We start from the raw sequence: 18,682 nt of genomic DNA, 5'->3' as shown, positions 1-18,682 counted from the left end.
CTAATTGGCACCATTGATGGTTGCTGCTGCCTCAAGCAGTACGCACCCGCTAACATGAGTACCCAAATCGGTACCCGAGTCCTTGCGGGCCCAGTTGCAGCCAAAGAGATTCAGCGCACTGGTTCCTTTATCTTTTAATGTGTTGGCATTGTGGTTCAGGAAAGCCACAAAGCGCGTTTTATCGGTAGTATCGATATTAGGATCTTGGATGAGCAGGGCGAAATAACGCACAAAGATGCCCTTAAACAGGCCGCCATCGCCTGTGCCCTCATCCTTGAGAACACTCTCCGACAAGTCAGAAAGACTCGACAGCGTGTACGACGCAGCCTTGACGGCATCGCGCAGGTAAAGCTTCTCGCCGGTAATCTTATACAACTCGTGGCACATACCAACGAACGTACCCTGGTTATAGGTAAACACCCACGTGGTAACGCTATTGCCGTTCTGACCGTTCATACTGTCGTAGACAGCACCTGTGCCGGCTGCATAGAGGTTGTCGCGCTCCCAGTTGTAGATGTTCTTGGCCAACTGCAGGTCGGCCTCCTTGTGCTGTATGTTGTACATACGTGCCGCAATGATGCCGGCAGGGCCGTTGCTACAGGCGTTCTTGCTCCATGGCTGACTTTTGCGCCAAGCCATACCGCCGCCGCAGTACTTGGTGTTCCAAGCCTGCTGGATATCGCTCCAAAGACTCTGTGCTGTGTCCAGATACTTCTGCTCTTTCGTGCAGTCGTATAGGCGCAGCATGGTCAGACAAATCCACTCCTCATCGTCGTAGAAATCGTTGAAATAACTGTTGCCTGCCTTCTTTTTGATGCCTTCAAGCCACTTGTCGAACAGGTTGCGGTAACCGGCATTGCCCGTACGCAGATAGGCATCGATAACCACATCCATGGCATGGGCCTGGGGCCAATATTGATTGTTTTCTGTGTCGGACAGGTCTGGCATGGTGTTGAAGTACCCTTCACGATTATTCCAGAAATGGGTGATGAGTGCCTGTGTAGCGTCTTCGGCCACCTGGTTCCAAGCCACCTTTTCGGGAGTTGGCGCAGGGGCTGGCTCGTTCTCATCAGAATGACCGCAACTCTGCAGCATAGAGCTGCAGAGAAGCGGTAATAAAACCAAAATGATCTTTCGCATAAGGAGAAAAAGCTATTAATTGGCCAGTTCCACATGGTGGGTATAGTTTGCACCATGGAAGATAACTGTGATACGGGTCTTTACACCAGGATGAGGACCATCTTCACCACCATCGAAATCGCCATCGAACTTCCACTTGTCATCCCACTGGTTATTGCCGGTCTCCATCATATAATAGTAAGGATCCTCGGGGGCCAGACCGCCAGGACGAGAGTCGGTACCATTCTTAGTACCCCAGTACTGTGTGGTGCCATCGGCATACTCCATCAAGAACTTATAACGCTCATCACGTCCCCAGCCCTCCTGCTTGAAGGCAACGACACCAACGCCTGAGAACTCGCCGTTGCCAGCGTATGGCAGGTCGAACATGATGTTATTGTTTGGACAGAAGAACAGACCGATGCTCTTGATTTCGCGGATAGTAGCCGAAGCAACGTTGAAATCGAGTACTAGACGGTAAACACCAGTAGCAGGAGCGGTAGTTGAGCCCCCCTCACGCAGCTTCAATCCATCGAGTGAGAAGATGGTGCCCTCACCGTTGCTGGTACTGCAGAACTGATAGCTCTTGCCACCCTCAAGTTTGGTGAATATCTCGTAAACGCCCTGCTCGGGTGAAGAGAAAGCACTGCCACTCTCGGCACCGTCGCCGATGATATACAAAGCAGAAGGAATCTCGTCGAAGCCTTCGAGTGAGGTGATATTCAGCTGATGCTTTACGGTTGACTCGGCCTGGTTCAAACCGCGTGAGGCAATGATCGACCAGCTTACCTTACCGCTGGCACCGCCCTTGAATCCGGCAGCAGCAGCCACCTTATTCAGTGTCTTGTGGGTGATGGTAGCGCTGTTCATCATACCGTTCTTATCCGAAAGCACCTTGTAGATAGGTGTGCTCTCGCCCTCCTTGTAGAAGGCTACCTCGTATAGAGGCGAGCCGCTGTCTTCGGCCTTGGCTGCCTCCCATTCAAAGTAGGTTGAGGCGGTAGATGAGGCCTGAAGGGTTACACTCTTGCCATCGGCTGGCTCGTAGAGCTGAGTGATAGCTGATACTTGAGTATCCTTGAACTCCATGTCGGATGTGCAGGATGAAATGGTTAGCAATGCGCCAAACAGGGCAAATGCCTTGATATAATTCTTATTCATAGTTATTATTGCTTTTTTGTTTTATGATTACTTATTGATTAATTGCCATAGCCTGGGTTCTGACCTAAGTTAGGATTGAGGTCAATCTGACTCTGTGGAACAGCCCAGAGGTAGTCGCGATTCTCGTTGAACGAGAACTTCCAGGGAATGTCGTGGGTGAAGCTAGCGCCTCTTACCTGCTGTGTGAGGTACTCAGTACCTGCCTTCCAGCGCTTGATATCGTACCAGCGCAGGCCCTCGAGAGCCAACTCGCTGCGACGCTCGTTACGCAGAATCTGGCGGAGCTCGGCCTGCGACTTACCTTCGGGGAAGTCAAGTGCCTTAGCGGTCTTGAAGCCAGCACGCTCACGGATAGAACGTATGGTGTGGTTCCATACATCGGCGGTCAGCTGGTTCTGCTCAAGCTTGGCCTCAGCCTCCATCAACAGGATGTCGGCATAGCGGAACATGATGATGTTCAGTCCTGAGTTCATGTCGCCAGTAGCCTGTGGGGCAAACCACTTACGTACGTAATAACCGGTGGCTGTGGTGTTGCTACCTGTACCAATGTAGGTGTCAACGGTATTGTCGCCAGCAGGGTCAATGTGGATAACCTCGCCTTTCGAGCCATCGTTTACATTTGCACTCCAGTCGTAGTTATCATAGATGATGGTTGCTGTGAGGCGTGGGTCGCGGTTATCGTAAGGGTGGTTTGGATCGTAGTCGGTGCCAGCCTCATCAATCGTATAACCGGTAGCAGTAAGATAGTTGTCGATCAGCGACTGCTGTGGCACGCGGTCGGCCACACGACCACCACGGCTCAGAGGCACCATGTCGAGAATCTCGCCCCATGTCAGCAGGTTACGCACGTAGGCACGGTCGAGAATCACCTCCTGGTTATACTCGTTATCTTCCTCAAACAGTCCGCGATAGCTTGGGAACAGTGCATAAGTGCCGTAAGTCTCGGGCTGATTGATAAGCATCTCACAATAGCGCTGTACGTTACTCCAATCGCTATCCATCAGGTAGGCACGGGCCTGGAAGGCAATAACAGCACCTTTGGTAATCTTTCCGTTCTCGCTCTCGGGCAACTCATTGCGCGAGGGCAGGTCGTTGATAATGTCGTTCAGCTCCTGATGGATGAACGCCATCACCTCGGCATGCGATGTGCGACCGATGGTGTTCGACTCTTCGACAGTGATATCCTTCGTGAAGAAAGGAATATCGCCATACAGATTGGTAAGACGGAAGAAGATATAGGCGCGGATGAAACGGATCTCGGCAATCATACGTGCCTTCTTGGCTGCATCGATGGTGATTTCATCGATATTTTCGAGGAACACGTGGCAGGTTTTGATACCACCATACAGACTCTTCCACTCACTGCTGAAGATGCCTGTTGTGGGAGTGGCCTGCCCCATACGCATCAGACGCTGGTCGGTAGCCGAGCGACCGTCGATCATGTTATCGCTCAGCGACTCGTCCTTCCACATGCGGTCTGAATTATACATCTGGGAATAGGCCATGTTCACAATGTACTGTGCTCTATCTGGCGACTTCCAGAAGTTAGCATCGGTAAACTCGTTGCCAGGAGCATTCTCCATGCCATTGCATGAAGTAAGCGTTATTGCGCCCATGGCAGCAAACAGATACAGATATTTCTTGATTTTCATATTCATAGGTTATTTATTAAAATTCCACATCGAATCCGAATCCATAGTATTGCAGCATAGGATAGTTACGACCACTGTTACCGCCACCAGAATTCATGTTAGAGCCAAACTCTGAAGATTCAGGATCTATGAACGAGTTCTTAGTCAAAGTAAGCAAGTCCTGTCCGTTAGCATAAACGCGCAGTTTCTGCAGTCCCAGAGGCTCAATCCACTTTTTGGGGAGGGTGTAGCCGATAGCGAGATTCTTCAGTCGGGCATACTTGGCATCGAGCACGAAGATATCCGATGGACGGCCCCAGTTGTTGGTATCAGAAGCAGAGCCCTGTGCAGCTAAGCGGGGATATTTGGCATCTGTATGGGTTGGCGTCCAGAAGTCAAGCTGATGCTTATACATGACATAAGAATAGTTAGAGTGGTATGGCTCGAGCAGCTCGCCGCGCAGCATCTGCGAACGCTTGCCTACGCCCTGCCAGAACATACTGAAGTCGAAGCCCTTCCACTCGAAGCTATAGGTAAAGCCGAAGGTATAGCGTGGGAAGGCGTTACCTACTATCACACGGTCGTTAGAGTCAATCACGCCATCATCATTCTGATCTTTGAACTTCAGGTCGCCAGGAGCGACCTCAGCGCCAAGAGGCAGAGCCGAGTTCTTAATCTCGTCATAGCTCTGGAAGATGCCTTCAACCTGCCAAGCATAGTACGAGTTCAGAGGCTCGCCCACACGGATAATCTTGTAGATCTCGTCGACACCGCTTATCTGTTCGTTACCGGGGAATTTGGTCACCTTGTTCTTGGTGTCGCCGATGTTGAAGTAGAAGTTATGCTTCACAGGACCTGTAGTCAGACGATAGTTGATAGAGAGCTCCCAACCATCGTTCGACATCTCGCCGATGTTGGTACTTGGCATCTCGGTGCCGAACACACTGGGCTGCAGGGGCTTCATCAGGATATCCTTAGTGCGCTTGGTATAGTAATCGAAGGTCACGTTCAGCGTGTTATGCAGGAACGAGGCATCAAAACCTATGTTGAATGTGTTGGTGCGCTCCCAGGTCAAGTCTTTCAGACCGAGGTTGAAGCCTGCTCCAGCCACAGCCTGGTTGTTGTAAGCATAGGTGGTAGAGCTCACACTGTAGCGTGTATAGCGGTCGTAGTCGCCAACAGCCTGACTACCCAGGATACCGTACGAACCACGAATCTTAAGGTCGCCTACGTTTTCACGGTACTTCTCCATGAATGGCTCTTCGCTGATGCGCCAGCCTGCAGAGACAGAGGGGAAGAAACCCCAGCGATAGTCCTTGTGGAACTTAGAGCTACCATCGTAACGGAAGTCGAACTCGGCATAGTAGCGCTCATTGAAGTTATATCCGATACGACCGAGGAAAGAGGTGATACTGGTTTGACCAGAGCTGTCGACAGTTGTGTTTCCGCCTATGTTTCCTACCTCACCGGTGGTGATGCTGGTAGCTGTACCCAGGTCGGGATCAACGTACTTCTTCCAAATCTCGTTGTTTGCCCATGTGTACGACTCGTTGGTGGCACCAAACAGGGCACTAACGGTGTGGAGTCCGAAAGTCTTGTTATAGTCAAGCAGAATCTGGGTGTTCAGACGGTAATTGTCGGCATTCCAGTTGCTGGTCTTGAAGTCTGACTCCTTACGTGGACGTGGCTCGGTGGCATCCTCGCCGGCATAATAGTACTGAGGCATGTTGCGTGAGTAACGGCTGTTGCCAACTACATCGGCACCAAACACACCACGAAGTTTCAAACCGTCAAAGATCTTGAACTCACCAGTAACGCTGGCTGTAATGGCGTTATTGCGATAGCGGTCGAATCCGCCTGACTCCAACTGTCCGAGTGGGTTGAACTCACCCCATACATCGTTCAGCAGATAACGACCATCAGGTGATTTCATCTTATAGATGTAGCTGCTTGGCACGCGGCTGGCATCAATCTCCAAACTGCTGCCATTGGTATTCTTGCTGTCGGTACGTGTGTACGAAAGGATGGCTGTCAACTTCAGTCGGCCCAGCTCGGTAACAAGATTGGTACGGAAGTTATAGCGCTGCATGCCGAACCGCTGGTTGCTTACATAGTTGCTACCCTGGTCGAAGTAACCTGCAGAAACCATGTAGGTTGTCTTATCGCTACCGCCGCTGATGCTGATATTGTAGTTCTGCTGCATGGCAGTCTTGAATATCTCATTCAGCGCCCAACTCTCTTCGTTCTGATGAGCATAGTAATCAAGGATCTGGTCCTGGGTGTAAACGGGTGCATTGCCAACATTGGTCTCAGCCATGTTACGCAGCACAGCATTCTGGTAGCCTGTAACCGGTGTGAACAGGATATTCGGATTCTCCCAGCCTACCATACCGTTCAGGCGAACGCTTGTACGCTCGTTCTTCTTACCTTTCTTAGTGGTAACAAGTACGACACCGTTAGCCGAACGCGAACCGTAGATGGCAGCAGTACCAGCGTCCTTCAGGATAGAGATGTTATCGATATCGTTCGGGTTCAGACGGTTGAAGTTGTCGTAATCGGTAACCAGTCCGTCTATAACAAACAGCGGACTGTTGTCATTGAGTGTACTGATACCGCGGATGTTAAAGTTGTTATTCTGTGAGTTAGGGTTGTAATTTCTACGCTGTATGATAACGTTTGGTGCTACACCCTGCAAAGCCTGTGTCACATTGGCTACAGGACGGTTCTCTAACAGGTCGGAACGTACTTGGTCTACAGCACCTACGGCACTTTTACGGGTTGTTGTACCGTAACCGATAACAACCACCTCGTCGAGAATGGCGTTGTCTTCCTTCAGTACCACACGGTTCAGATTGCTGGAGGCGCGAAGTTCCTGGCTGATATAGCCAACATACGAGAACACCAATACATCGCTTGGTTTACAGTTAAGAGAGAATCCACCATCAAGACCAGTGACAGTACCTGAGGACGAACCCTTTACTGCTACAGTAACACCGATCATTGGCTCTCCCGATGCATCAACAACTGTGCCTCTGACGGTTGTCTGCTGAACGTTGTTAGCCTCAGCTGTCGAGACACCATTGGCAAATGTAGGGGACGGGCTACCTACCCAAAGGACCATTCCCATAAAACCTTGCCAGATGAATCTGGAATAGTTGAAAGAATTTTTTTTCATTTAGAAAAACGTTTTAGATTGAATGTTATTTTAGTTATAATGAACTGTTAATTATTCGGTTTTGATTATCATTTCAGTACCTCGCGCCAGCTGACTGTGGGGCACGAACCAACCCTTTAGCTGCTTGCCGCCTATAGTGACCTTACTTATCTTGCGGCCCGTTCCTTCACGGCGAATGGTAAAGGTGTTGCCTGTTGTGCCAAGTGTGAAGCTTATCTTGTTAAAGAGGGGCACCGTTACGATATACTGCGGGTCGGCAGGCGAATAGGTGTAGATGCCGATGGCGTTAAGCACAAACCACGACGACATCTCGCCGGCATCGTCCATACCTGCGTAGGCCAGACCCTCTTCGCCCATACCATAGTAATGTTTCAGTAGTGAGTCGATAACGACTTGTGCCTTCTCCTGTTTATCGGCAAAGTAGTAGGCATAGGGAATGCTGTGTCCGGGCTGGTTGCCATGGCAGTAAGTGCCGAGGAATCCGGTGAGGTTCCAGGCCTCGTAGCCGTGGTTAGGCAGATAGAAGAGCGAGTCTAACTTCTGCTCAACAGCCTTCTTCGATGGATAGAGGGCTACCATTCCTTCTGGATCGTGAGGTGCAAAGAACAGTGAGTTCCAGGCATCAGCCTCGCGGTACATGTAGGCATAGTACGGATACCATGGGTCAAAATCCTTAATCCAAGAGCCATCGGCAATCTTGCCGCGCCAGAATCCTGTCGACGCGTCGAAGAGGTTCTTGTAGTTCTGCGAGTGCTGCATGAGCAGCTGGTAGTTCTTCTTATCTTTCAGCTCTCGGGCTACGAGGGCTATTGCATAGTCATCGTAAGCATATTCTAAGGTTTTGGTGACCGATGCCTTGTACTCATCCCATGTGGGCACATTGGTGGTATCCTTCTCGGCTATCCATCCCTGCTTCAGGTATTCCTCCAGCCAGGGGCGACCGCCGCGTCCGGGCACTGTGGCGTTCTTCAGCAAGAGCTTATAGGCACGTTGCAAATCAAAATTCTTAATGCCACGCAGCCAAGAGCCTGCCACAAAGGTTGAGGCGTGATCGCCATGGAAGAAAGTGGGCATATAGCCACCGGCTTTCTCACCTTTGTCGATAATCGACTTGATGATGTCCGATGCCACGTCGGGGTTTATCATACCTAGCAGAATGAGCTTATTACGGTAGGTGTCCCAGAATGAGGGATTGGTGTAGTAGCGGTAATCAGCCTTTACCACTCTGCCTTGCTCGTCGGTATACTCGCCGTTAACATCGCTACGCAGTGCAGGCCACAGGAAAGCACGGTAGAGAGTAGAGTAGAACATGTTCTGCTGCTTCTCGGTGCCGCCCTCCACCTGAATATGACTTAACTGCTTATCCCAGATATCGTCTGCATCCTGACGTACTTCCTCAAAGCGCTTGTTCAACATCTCGGCCTCGAGGTTCTGCTTTGCGTTGGCTACACTCACAAACGAGAAACCGATTTTAAGTTCTAACGCGCGCGAACCTTTATTATTAAGGAAGTCTACCACTGCTATCTGGTGGCGGTGGTCCTTCTGTATCGTCACCTCACTCACGTTGTGATTGGCTACGGCATAGAAATAGATGCGGCCTTCGCCATCCTGGAATCCCTCAAAACTGTTGGCACCAGCCTTCTTAATCTCCCACTGGCGTGGACGGTTGTTGCTTCTGGTAATGTCAACAATCAGCCTCTTCTCGTCCTCAGGACGGAAGGTGTAACGGTGGAAACCACAGCGCAAGGTGGTCGTAAGCTCTGCATTTACATGATAACGGTCCAGATACACCTGATAGTAGCCAGGATGGGCCGACTCGTTATCATGACTGAACCATGAACAGAAATTATCGGGGTAGAACCTACCCGTGGCGGGCATGATGGGCAGATGCAGCAGGTTCCAGTGCCCCTTACACGTGTGTGCGAAACCATATATCTGGTGATCTTCATACTGATAGCCCGAACCCGACGGATACATCGTCACAGGTGTGAGCTGTACCATGGCATTGGGCAGTGCGGCACCAGGGAAAGCCTCGGCTCCCCAGGCACGTTTCGTCTCAGTGCGGGTATACCCCAAATCCTTTGGGTGCCATAAAGTGGTGGTTCCCACAAACGGGTTCACCTTTGTTGTTAAATTGCCTGCTTCAACAATGTGTACAGTAGTTAGCAGTGCAATCAGTAACGTTAGAGTTTTTTTGTTCATATTTCGTTAATTAATCTATTGGTGTCGCAAAGGTATACATATCAGAATAAAACAATGTCCTCGTTTCTGCAATTTTTGTCTTAAATACAGATTTGGCAGGTAATAAGACAAGAACATGGGAAACAATTTGTATCTTTGCACTCGAAGAAATAAAAAACAATAATAATATAAAGATATGAATAAACGTAGACTGCTCACTACTATCCTATTGGCAGGGCTTTCATTACCTATGCTAGCCGATGGGATTGAAGACTGGAGCAAGGGTATTGCCGCTCCAGCAGACAACACAAATGTATCACGCAGACCAGCCGTCGAAGAGCGTCTTTTTAAGTCAGACACTATCGAGAAGAAGATTGCCGAAGTCAAGAAGTTGCTCATGGATGCACCTTATCTGGCATGGATGTTCGAGAACTGTTTCCCAAACACCCTCGACACCACCGTTCACTACTCTGATGCCGAAGGCGATGACGACACCTTTGTATATACAGGCGACATTCATGCTATGTGGCTCCGCGACTCAGGAGCCCAGGTATGGCCCTACGTGCAGTTTGCCAAGAAAGACAAGAAAATCCGCAAGATGGTGCGTGGCACCATCCTGCGCCAACTCAAGTGTATCTGTATCGATCCATATGCCAACGCCTTTAACATGGGACCTACCGGCAGTGAATGGGAGAGTGATCATACCGATATGAATCCTAACCTGCACGAGCGCAAGTACGAGATTGATTCACTCTGCTACCCCCTGCGCTTAGCTTATTACTACTGGCAGGTAACAGGCGATGATTCTATCTTCGGTCCGCTCTGGCAGGAGGCTATCGCCAAGATACTTAAGACCTTCCGCGAGCAGCAACGCAAGGACGGACTTGGCCCGTACCACTTCCAGCGCACTACCGCCCAGCAGTACGACACGGTAAGCCACGGTGGTTACGGCAATCCCATCAAGCCAGTAGGTCTTATCGCCTCGATTTTCCGTCCCAGTGACGATGCTACCGTGTTCCCATTCCTCATTCCGTCTAACTTCTTTGCTGTTACATCGCTCCGCAAGGCTGCCGACATCCTGACAAAAGTGAATAAAGATGCCAAGACTGCCGATGAGTGTACAGCATTAGCTAATGAAGTGAGCGACGCCCTGCAGCAGTACGCCATATACAACCATCCTAAATATGGTAAGATATATGCTTTCGAGGTTGATGGTTTCGGCAATCAGCACCTTATGGATGATGCAAACGTGCCCAGCCTGCTGGCTATGGCCTATCTTGGCGATGTCGACGTTAACGATCCTATCTATCAGAATACTCGTCGTTTTGTTTGGAGTGAGGATAACCCATACTTCTTCCGTGGCAAGGCAGGCGAGGGTATCGGCGGTCCTCACGTAGGTTACGATATGGTCTGGCCCATGTCAATCATGATGCGAGCCTTTACCAGCACTGACGACAAGGAGATTCAGCAGTGCATCCAAATGCTCGTCGATACTGATGCTGGCACTGGTTTTATGCACGAGTCGTTCAACAAGAACAACGCCTCGAAATACAGCCGTCATTGGTTCGCTTGGCAGAACACCCTCTTTGGCGAGCTCATCCTGAAACTCATTGATGATGGCAAGATAGATCTCCTCAAGAAAATCAAAAAATGATTTTCTTGGGGAGGTTATCTGTACCGTAATAATCGGAATTATAACTTATCGTCGGAATCGAGAACCCATTCGTATTTCTTAACCCAGCGCCAGACGGTGACTCGCGATAGGTTGGTAATGTTTTGAATCTGGGGCTTAGAGAGTCCTATCCTCATGAGATAACATACCTGCATTTGCTGATCGGTGAAGGATCCAAGCTCTTTTAATAACCGATCTTTAAATGTGGGATATAGTTGGTCTACGGCCTGATAGAGCTTCTTCCAATCGGCTGACGTCATTTTCTTTCGGCCGATTGACGACTGGCGGATGTTATAAATCACATCTTCTGCATTATCTTCAAGCTCAGATTGATGCATCATACTCATCACAGCCTTGTTCTGTTCTATCTTATCTGCCAGTTGCTGCTCTTTCTCCTTCAGGGTTTTGTCGAACTCTAAAAGTTCTATGTTCACGTGTTGCAGTTCACTCTTGATACTATCAAGCTCGCTTGTAGAATTGTCGAGCTCCTTTTCCTTGGCTTTGATATCTTCACGCAGTTGCTTGTCGTCATCAGAGATACGCTGTAGTTCAGACGAAAGGGCTACAACGACTTGCAGATGCTTGTTACGTCTACGAACATAGAAGATGTAGGCGATACTGGCAGAGAGAAGCGTTATGAATGAAACAATAATAAGAGCATTTCTGAATTTCTTCTTCTCTTCATACAAATCGCGCTCTTTTTTCTGATCCAGATGGTACTGATATTCGTTATTAACCGTAGCTGCTAACTCCTGACGTTTTCCAAAGTCAATGGAATCGCTTAGCTGCATATATATATCGGCATATTTGCATGCATTACTGATATCACCAGTATTACCATAAATACGATATAGGATCTTTGCTGCATCGAACATATCATCAACATCAGTACTACCATCAAGAATACGTTTACAATATACTATAGTAGAATCGTTAATGCCTAACGATTTGTAATATTGTGCCAAGGCTAATGATGTGAATGATGATAAATCATCCTTGGGGTCGATATCGATTAAGGACAGACATTCTTTTGCTTTTGATAAGCATTTTAACTCAGAATAGTTATTCAACAGATGAATGAGAAGATTTTGGTGTGAAGAAATATTATTCGACTTCACAATAAGTGAAAATGCTGAATCCAATGCGGCTTCAGCTTGTGTTGCACTATCTAAAGCTAACCAAGATGCACCAATATGCATATATGAAACAATGAGATTACTCTTTGTTTTCTTGCTTATTTCCAGCTCCTTAAGTGCCGTTATAACTGCATTGTTATAATCTTGCACCCTATATTGAAGGAAATGTATATTAGAATATGTGTTACGTAACATGATAGAATCAAATACTTCTGAACCATCAGCAAACTCGAGTGATTTAAAGAAGTATTCTAAAGCTCGTGGCGTGTCTTGTAAATCGCGGTAGGTACTGCCGGCATAGTAGTTTACCTCCTGTTTCTCCATGGCAGATTCTTCGCTCTCGAAATAATCGACCAGCTGCTTAATCATAATGTCTGAGGTAGGCGTCTTGTAAGCTTTGTCATTCAGGCGAATTCGCAACAGGTCATATTTATGACGGACATAATCGCTCTCGTTTCGAATGCTGATTTCGAGCGAATCAAGCATAACGATGGCTTTGTTAGGATCATAGTCTCCAACAGCCTTTATTTGTTCCAATTTGTCAAGGAAATGGTGGTTGGAACAGGATGCTACGCATAAGATTATGGTTGCGAGAACACAACGAGAAAATAAATAACTCATATTCAGTTTTATTAAATAATCGTGTGCAAAGATACAAAAAACAAATAGAAACCGCTAGTTTTAGGCAATATTTTGTTTCTAATTGTTTCCAGAAACAAAATGAAACAAGAAAAATTTCGCTAAATTCATAATAGTGACTATTTTTGCACTGTCGATTTTAAAACTAAAAAATTAAATGGATTATGACAAAGAACTTAAAATTACTAGTATTTCTATTTGTGTTTATGGCACAAAGTACAATGATGCTGGCCCAGGGGACTGAAAATGACGAAATCTGTCTGGAGTACAGAACTACACCTAAACTTAATGGTACTGTAGGTCCAACAAGAGCTCCAGCAAGACAGAACGTAAAAAGAACGATTACCGCTTTCCTTGATGAGGCTGCTGGACAGCTGGCTGTTACTAACACTGCAAACGCCATTTACAGCTATTATGTCTGTGATGAGAATGGAACCGTATATTCACAGGGGCTTCTGGCATTCAGTGCAGGTAATACATTGTATATTGATATCAACCATCTCCCAAAAGGAGAATATTATTTGGTAATGCAGAGTGGTAGTACCACAGTTTCTGGATTGTTTTATCTATGAAAGTAACTCTCTCATCTTAAAAAACTTAGTAGATTCTATGAATCTCGATGAGCCGATGACTTGCATTAGACGTGCTGTCATGGAGGTCTTGGATCATTATTAATCATCCTGCTTCTATGCATCGCAGGATGCATAGAAGCCCTACCTTTAGAGGGTGTTTACAACTGCTTTAACATATAATGTCCTATCTCTCTATTAGGATGTGTCGCGTAGGCCAACTTTACTTTTAATATATTAGTTTTTAGAATCGACAGTCTAACTAATTCCGCCCCTACATTGATTGGTAGGGGCGTTTTTGGTACAAATGATAAAGTATATGATACTCTGATAATAGTGTCTTTGTGGGAAATATCGTACCTTTGCACCCGAATAACTTTACAAACAAAGACAATAATAGCAAATATGAAGAAACTATTTCTAGCGTTATCGCTTTTTGCCGGTAGCATCACTGCATCGGCTCAGTGGGGACGTCCTGTAGACTATTCTGCAGGTCAGGGCCTGAAGGATGCCTACAAGGGCTATTTTACAATTGGTGTGGCCGTGAACAAGTTTAATGTATCGGATCCTGCCCAGATAGCAATCATTAAGAAACAGTATAACAGCGTAACCGCTGAGAACGCCTGGAAACCGGGTGAGATTCATCCGAAAGAGGGGGTGTGGAACTTCGGTTTGGCCGATAGTATCGCCAACTTCTGCCGTGAGAACGGTATCAAGATGCGCGGTCACTGTCTGTGCTGGCACTCTCAGTTCGCTGATTGGATGTTCGTTGACAAGAAAGGCAAACCAGTAAAGAAAGAGGTGTTCTATCAGCGTCTGCGTGAGCACATCCACACCGTTGTTAACCGCTACAAGGACGTGGTTTATGCTTGGGACGTAGTGAATGAGGCTATGGCTGATGATGGTCGTCCATTCGAGTTTGTTGATGGTAAGATGGTAAAGACCAGTCCTTATCGTCAGAGCCGTCACTTCAAGCTCTGCGGCGACGAGTTCATTGCCAAGGCATTTGAGTTTGCCCGCGAGGCTGATCCTGACGGACTGCTGTTCTATAACGACTATAGCTGTGTAGACAATGGCAAGCGCGAGCGTATCTATGATATGGTGAAGAAGATGAAGGAGGCTGGTGTGCCCATCGATGGTATCGGCATGCAGGGTCATTACAATATCTACTTCCCTGATGAGGAGCAGCTCGATAAGGCAATTACTCGATTCAGCGAGATTGTCAAGCACATCCATATCACCGAGCTTGACCTGCGTACAAACACCGAGAGTGGTGGACAGCTGATGTTCTCTCGTGGTGAGGCTAAGCCACAGGCTGGTTATATCCAGACTCTGCAGGAAGATCAGTATGCTCGTCTGTTCAAGATTTTCCGTAAGCATAAGGATGTTATTGACAACGTAACTTTCTGGAATCTGAGTGATAAGGACTCATGGTTGGGTGTAAACAACCATCCACTGCCTTTCGACGAGAATTTCAAGGCTAAGCGTTCGCTTCAGATTATCCGTGACTTCGATGAGGCTCTTGAAAATCGTAAGCCAAAGGAGGATTTTGTTCCCAATCCTTGCAACCAGCCAGGACAACAGTATCCAATGGTTAACAGCGAGGGTTATGCTCGCTTCCGTGTTGAGGCTCCCGATGCTAAGTCTGTGATCGTAAGTCTGGGTCTTGGTGGTCGTGGCGGTACTGTACTGCGCAAGGATAAGGATGGTGTATGGGTAGGAACCACCGAGGGCCCAATGGATCCCGGTTTCCACTACTATCATCTGACTATCGACGGTGGTGTATTCAATGATCCTGGTACACATAACTACTTTGGCTCATGCCGTTGGGAGAGTGGAATCGAGATTCCTGCTCCTGATCAGGACTTCTATGCTGAGCGCACTAATATCCCTCATGGAAACATGCAGAAGGTGCTGTTCTATTCAAAGAGTTTGGGCAAGATGCAGGAAGCAACTGTTTACCTGCCTTATGGCTATGGCAAACTTGTGAAAGGTAAGGGTGGTAAGCTTACTCAGGAGCGCTATTCTGTACTGTATCTGCAACATGGATGGGGCGAGAATGAGACTAGCTGGCCTGTACAGGGTAAAGCCGGGTTGATTATGGACAACCTGATTGCCGATGGTAAGATTAAGCCATTCATTATTGTGATGGCTTATGGACTGACCAACGACTTCAAATTCGGTTCAATCGGCAGATTCACTGCAGAGGAGTTTGAGAAGGTGCTTATCGACGAGTTGATTCCTTATATCGATGCTAACTTCCTGACCAAAACCGATAAATGGAATCGCGCTATGGCTGGATTGTCAATGGGTGGTATGACTACTAAACTCATCACATTGCGCCGTCCTGAGGTGTTCGGATATTGGGGACTGCTTTCTGGCGGTCAGTATGCTCCAGAGGAGATTAAGGATCCAAAGTGTGTGAAGTATATCTTCGAGGGTTGTGGTGACAAGGAGAATCCTGAGGGTATCAATAAGAGTGTTGAATCACTGAAAGCTGCTGGTTTCAATGCCGAAGGTTTGATATCTGAGGGTACTGCTCATGAGTTCCTGACATGGCGTCGTTGCCTGCAAAAGATGGCTCAGAAGCTCTTCAAATAAATAAAAAGTGCGAAAAAAGTGTGTTTTTTTAGGCTTTGAAACAAATTAAAAAGTAAATGTAACATAAGAGTAAGCCACTTTCGAAAAAATGCACTAACTTTGCACCCAGATAAGATAAAGAATCGGTTAAAATTGTTTTAGTTATATTAGTAGTTAGTAGTTTTTCCTTCCCTGGGACATAGAAAAGCGTTTCTTGTCCCAGGGTTTTTCTTTTTTATTTGTATTGTTTTGAAATTTTTTTTGTACCTTTGCCGCAAAATTAAACCAATAGCATTTATGAAACGAATCATTACAACCATGCTGATTTGTGCGTGCACAGTAATCGCTGTTAACGCACAACAACATAAACTGTGGTATCATCAACCAGCAAACCATTGGTTAGAAGCACTACCTATAGGAAACTCGCACCTAGGAGCGATGGTATATGGCGGTACAAACAACGAGCAAATACAGTTGAACGAGGAAACATTCTGGAGCGGTTCGCCCCACGATAACAATAATCCTAGTGCAAAAAGCGTTATCAGTGAAGTGCGCAAACTGATATTTGAAGGAAAGGAACAAGAGGCGCAAGGTCTGATAGACCGATATTTCTTTAAGGGCCCGCATGGCCAAAAGTATATGCCATTGGGTGATTTGAACATGAAATTCGACTATCAGAGTCATTCGAAACCTACTAATTATCGCCGTGAACTGAGTCTGGCTGATGCACTTAACACAACCAGTTTTGAAATTGATGGCGTGAAATACGAGCGAATTGTGTTTGCATCACAGGCTGATAACGCCATAGTTGTGCAAATCACAGCCAGCAAGAAAAAGATGCTAAATTTTACTGTGTCGTACCTGCAGAATGAACAGGCACAACACGGAGAGCTGCTGGATAAGCACGAAATGGCCTATTATATTAATAATGTGGAACACGAGGGAATTCCGGGCAAACTCAAAGCTGAGGTTCGTGTGAAAGTCGTAGCCGACGGAGCTGTACAAGATGATGCAGGTAGCATGAACGTTAAGAATGCTACTGCAGCTACAATACTCATTACTGCTGCCACTAACTATGTGAACTATAAGGATATAAGCGGTAATCCGGAGCTTAAGAACAGCTATACTATGGCATCGCTGCAGGGTAAGAGTTACAAGACACTATTGAAGCGACATCTGCAGAAATATCAGGAGCAATACAATCGTGTTTCGCTCAATTTATCTAGTGGGGCTAGTAATGTTAATCAGGCTAGTAAGTCTAGCCTGCCTACCGATGAGCGATTGGCAAAGTTTGATGGCACCGATCTTGACTTTATCTCGTTGATGATGCAGTATGGTAGATATCTGCTCATTTCATCGTCTCAGCCAGGTGGTCAGCCTGCAAATCTGCAAGGCGTATGGAACAATAAAAAAGATGCTCCATGGGATTCGAAATATACTATCAATATCAATGCAGAGATGAACTATTGGCCTGCACTGGTGGGTAATCTGGCAGAAACCCAAGAACCGTTGTTTATGATGATACGCGATTTGAGTGAGACTGGAAAAAAGACTGCACGACAGATGTATGACTGTCCAGGTTGGGTGGCTCACCATAATACAGACCTTTGGCGTATTGCCGGTCCTGTTGACGGTACCACATGGGGTATGTTCCCAACAGGTGGCGCTTGGCTTACAACGCATCTGTGGCAACACTATCTGTATACAGGCGATAAGGACTTCCTGAAGCGATGTTATCCTATACTGAAGGGGGCTTCTGATTTCCTGTTGTCGTATATGCAGGAGTATCCTAAGAATGGAGAGGTGAAACAGGCTGCCGGATGGCTTGTTACCGTACCTACAGTGTCGCCCGAACATGGACCTGTAGGCAAGAATACTACTGTAACGGCAGGTTCGACCATGGATAACCAAATCGTGTTTGATGTGCTGACAAGTACTCTTAAGGCTCATCAGATATTGGGTTATGACAATGTCGTTTATACCACGATGTTGAGTAATGCCATAGCCCAGTTGCCCCCTATGCAGATAGGTAGATACGGACAATTGCAGGAGTGGCTGATAGATGGTGACGACCCCAAGGATGAGCATCGGCATATATCGCATCTGTACGGATTGTATCCGTCAAACCAGATTTCTCCATACTCTCATCCCGAACTGTTTACCGCTGCTGCTAACACTTTGAATCAGCGTGGTGATATGGCAACAGGATGGAGTCTGGGATGGAAGATAAATTTCTGGGCTCGTATGCTTGATGGCAATCATGCCTTCCGTATCATTAGTAATATGCTAACCCCGATACCATATACGACAGAGTGGGGACCGCGTGGTGGAACTTATCCTAACCTGTTCGATGCTCATCCGCCTTTCCAGATTGACGGCAACTTTGGCTGTTCGGCTGGTATATGTGAGATGTTATTGCAGAGTCATGATGGAGCTGTACACCTGTTGCCAGCTCTGCCTGATGCGTGGTCGGAGGGCGAGGTTAAAGGTCTGCGAGCAAGAGGTGCCTTTGTTGTTGATATGAAATGGAACAAAGGAGAATTGTCTGAGGCAGACATTTTCTCGAAGATAGGTGGAAAGTTGCGTCTACGTTCGTATGTGCCTCTGAAAGGCGAAGGCCTTTCTGCTGCTATAGGAGAGTGTGAAAACGAGTTGCTGAAATCTGCTGTTATTCGAGAACCATTGAAGTCGGCAGAGTTGAGTGAGTTTAAGCTGTTGCCAGTCAGAAAAGTCTATGAGTACGATGTGGAAACAATTCCTGGCAGAACTTATAAGGTGACAAGGCTTTAAAGATTAAAACATTAAAAATTTAATATTAA

At 47.1% G+C, this 18,682-nt stretch carries 10 protein-coding genes; 4 read left to right on the top strand and 6 right to left on the bottom strand.

The window, feature by feature from the left end:
- The 5 genes from BUB86_RS03530 to BUB86_RS03510 form a co-directional block, all read right to left on the bottom strand.
- Nucleotides 1-1,095 (bottom strand): glycoside hydrolase family 76 protein, encoded by a 1,095-nt coding sequence (locus BUB86_RS03530; protein WP_410543925.1) that lies wholly within the window; start codon nucleotides 1,093-1,095, stop codon nucleotides 1-3.
- Nucleotides 1,096-1,155: 60 nt separating this feature from the next.
- Nucleotides 1,156-2,280: a SusE domain-containing protein gene (locus BUB86_RS03525; RefSeq protein WP_073205540.1), complete on the bottom strand. Its 1,125-nt coding sequence runs from the start codon at nucleotides 2,278-2,280 to the stop codon at nucleotides 1,156-1,158.
- Nucleotides 2,281-2,318: 38 nt separating this feature from the next.
- Nucleotides 2,319-3,932, bottom strand: a complete 1,614-nt coding sequence (locus BUB86_RS03520; RefSeq protein WP_073205940.1) for a RagB/SusD family nutrient uptake outer membrane protein — start codon at nucleotides 3,930-3,932, stop codon at nucleotides 2,319-2,321.
- A gap of 16 nt (nucleotides 3,933-3,948) precedes the next feature.
- Nucleotides 3,949-7,038: a SusC/RagA family TonB-linked outer membrane protein gene (locus tag BUB86_RS03515; protein WP_139261399.1), complete on the bottom strand. Its 3,090-nt coding sequence runs from the start codon at nucleotides 7,036-7,038 to the stop codon at nucleotides 3,949-3,951.
- 99 nt (nucleotides 7,039-7,137) lie between these two features.
- Complete coding sequence (locus tag BUB86_RS03510) at nucleotides 7,138-9,288, bottom strand: GH92 family glycosyl hydrolase (RefSeq protein WP_073205536.1); 2,151 nt, start codon at nucleotides 9,286-9,288, stop codon at nucleotides 7,138-7,140.
- Nucleotides 9,289-9,463: 175 nt separating this feature from the next.
- Between BUB86_RS03510 and BUB86_RS03505 the strand changes: the two genes are divergently transcribed.
- Nucleotides 9,464-10,921: a glycoside hydrolase family 125 protein gene (locus tag BUB86_RS03505; RefSeq protein WP_139261381.1), complete on the top strand. Its 1,458-nt coding sequence runs from the start codon at nucleotides 9,464-9,466 to the stop codon at nucleotides 10,919-10,921.
- A 38-nt stretch (nucleotides 10,922-10,959) separates the two neighbouring features.
- Here BUB86_RS03505 and BUB86_RS03500 read toward each other — a convergent pair whose 3' ends face one another.
- Nucleotides 10,960-12,612: a hypothetical protein gene (locus tag BUB86_RS03500; RefSeq protein ID WP_073205530.1), complete on the bottom strand. Its 1,653-nt coding sequence runs from the start codon at nucleotides 12,610-12,612 to the stop codon at nucleotides 10,960-10,962.
- A gap of 266 nt (nucleotides 12,613-12,878) precedes the next feature.
- Between BUB86_RS03500 and BUB86_RS03495 the strand changes: the two genes are divergently transcribed.
- The 3 genes from BUB86_RS03495 to BUB86_RS03485 all read left to right on the top strand — a co-directional run bounded on the left by BUB86_RS03495 (nucleotide 12,879) and on the right by BUB86_RS03485 (nucleotide 18,653).
- The gene (locus BUB86_RS03495; protein WP_073205528.1) at nucleotides 12,879-13,286 is read left to right on the top strand and encodes a DUF3244 domain-containing protein; all 408 of its coding nucleotides are present in this window, start codon (nucleotides 12,879-12,881) and stop codon (nucleotides 13,284-13,286) included.
- Nucleotides 13,287-13,688: 402 nt separating this feature from the next.
- Nucleotides 13,689-15,884 carry a bifunctional endo-1,4-beta-xylanase/feruloyl esterase gene (xyn10D/fae1, locus tag BUB86_RS03490; RefSeq protein ID WP_073205525.1) on the top strand — a complete coding sequence of 732 codons (2,196 nt, stop codon included), beginning with the start codon at nucleotides 13,689-13,691 and terminating at the stop codon, nucleotides 15,882-15,884.
- 276 nt (nucleotides 15,885-16,160) lie between these two features.
- Nucleotides 16,161-18,653 carry a glycosyl hydrolase family 95 catalytic domain-containing protein gene (locus BUB86_RS03485; RefSeq protein ID WP_073205521.1) on the top strand — a complete coding sequence of 831 codons (2,493 nt, stop codon included), beginning with the start codon at nucleotides 16,161-16,163 and terminating at the stop codon, nucleotides 18,651-18,653.
- The last annotated feature ends 29 nt before the right edge of the window (nucleotides 18,654-18,682 follow it).

It is taken from the genome of Xylanibacter ruminicola (assembly GCF_900142525.1).
In the GTDB taxonomy this organism is placed as follows: Bacteria; Bacteroidota; Bacteroidia; order Bacteroidales; family Bacteroidaceae; genus Prevotella; species Prevotella ruminicola_A.
Note: the sequence above shows the minus strand (reverse complement) of the source record. Positions and strands in the feature narration are given on the sequence as shown.

Bases quoted from the DNA above. Each gene is read 5' to 3' on its own strand.
- BUB86_RS03530 (WP_410543925.1), bottom strand. From the start codon at position 1,095: ATGCTGCAGAGTTGCGGTCATTCTGATGAGAACGAGCCAGCCCCTGCG.
- BUB86_RS03525 (WP_073205540.1), bottom strand. From the start codon at position 2,280: ATGAATAAGAATTATATCAAGGCATTTGCCCTGTTTGGCGCATTGCTA.
- BUB86_RS03520 (WP_073205940.1), bottom strand. From the start codon at position 3,932: ATGAAAATCAAGAAATATCTGTATCTGTTTGCTGCCATGGGCGCAATA.
- BUB86_RS03515 (WP_139261399.1), bottom strand. From the start codon at position 7,038: ATGGGAATGGTCCTTTGGGTAGGTAGCCCGTCCCCTACATTTGCCAAT.
- BUB86_RS03510 (WP_073205536.1), bottom strand. From the start codon at position 9,288: ATGAACAAAAAAACTCTAACGTTACTGATTGCACTGCTAACTACTGTA.
- BUB86_RS03505 (WP_139261381.1), top strand. From the start codon at position 9,464: ATGAATAAACGTAGACTGCTCACTACTATCCTATTGGCAGGGCTTTCA.
- BUB86_RS03495 (WP_073205528.1), top strand. From the start codon at position 12,879: ATGACAAAGAACTTAAAATTACTAGTATTTCTATTTGTGTTTATGGCA.
- xyn10D/fae1 (WP_073205525.1), top strand. From the start codon at position 13,689: ATGAAGAAACTATTTCTAGCGTTATCGCTTTTTGCCGGTAGCATCACT.
- BUB86_RS03485 (WP_073205521.1), top strand. From the start codon at position 16,161: ATGAAACGAATCATTACAACCATGCTGATTTGTGCGTGCACAGTAATC.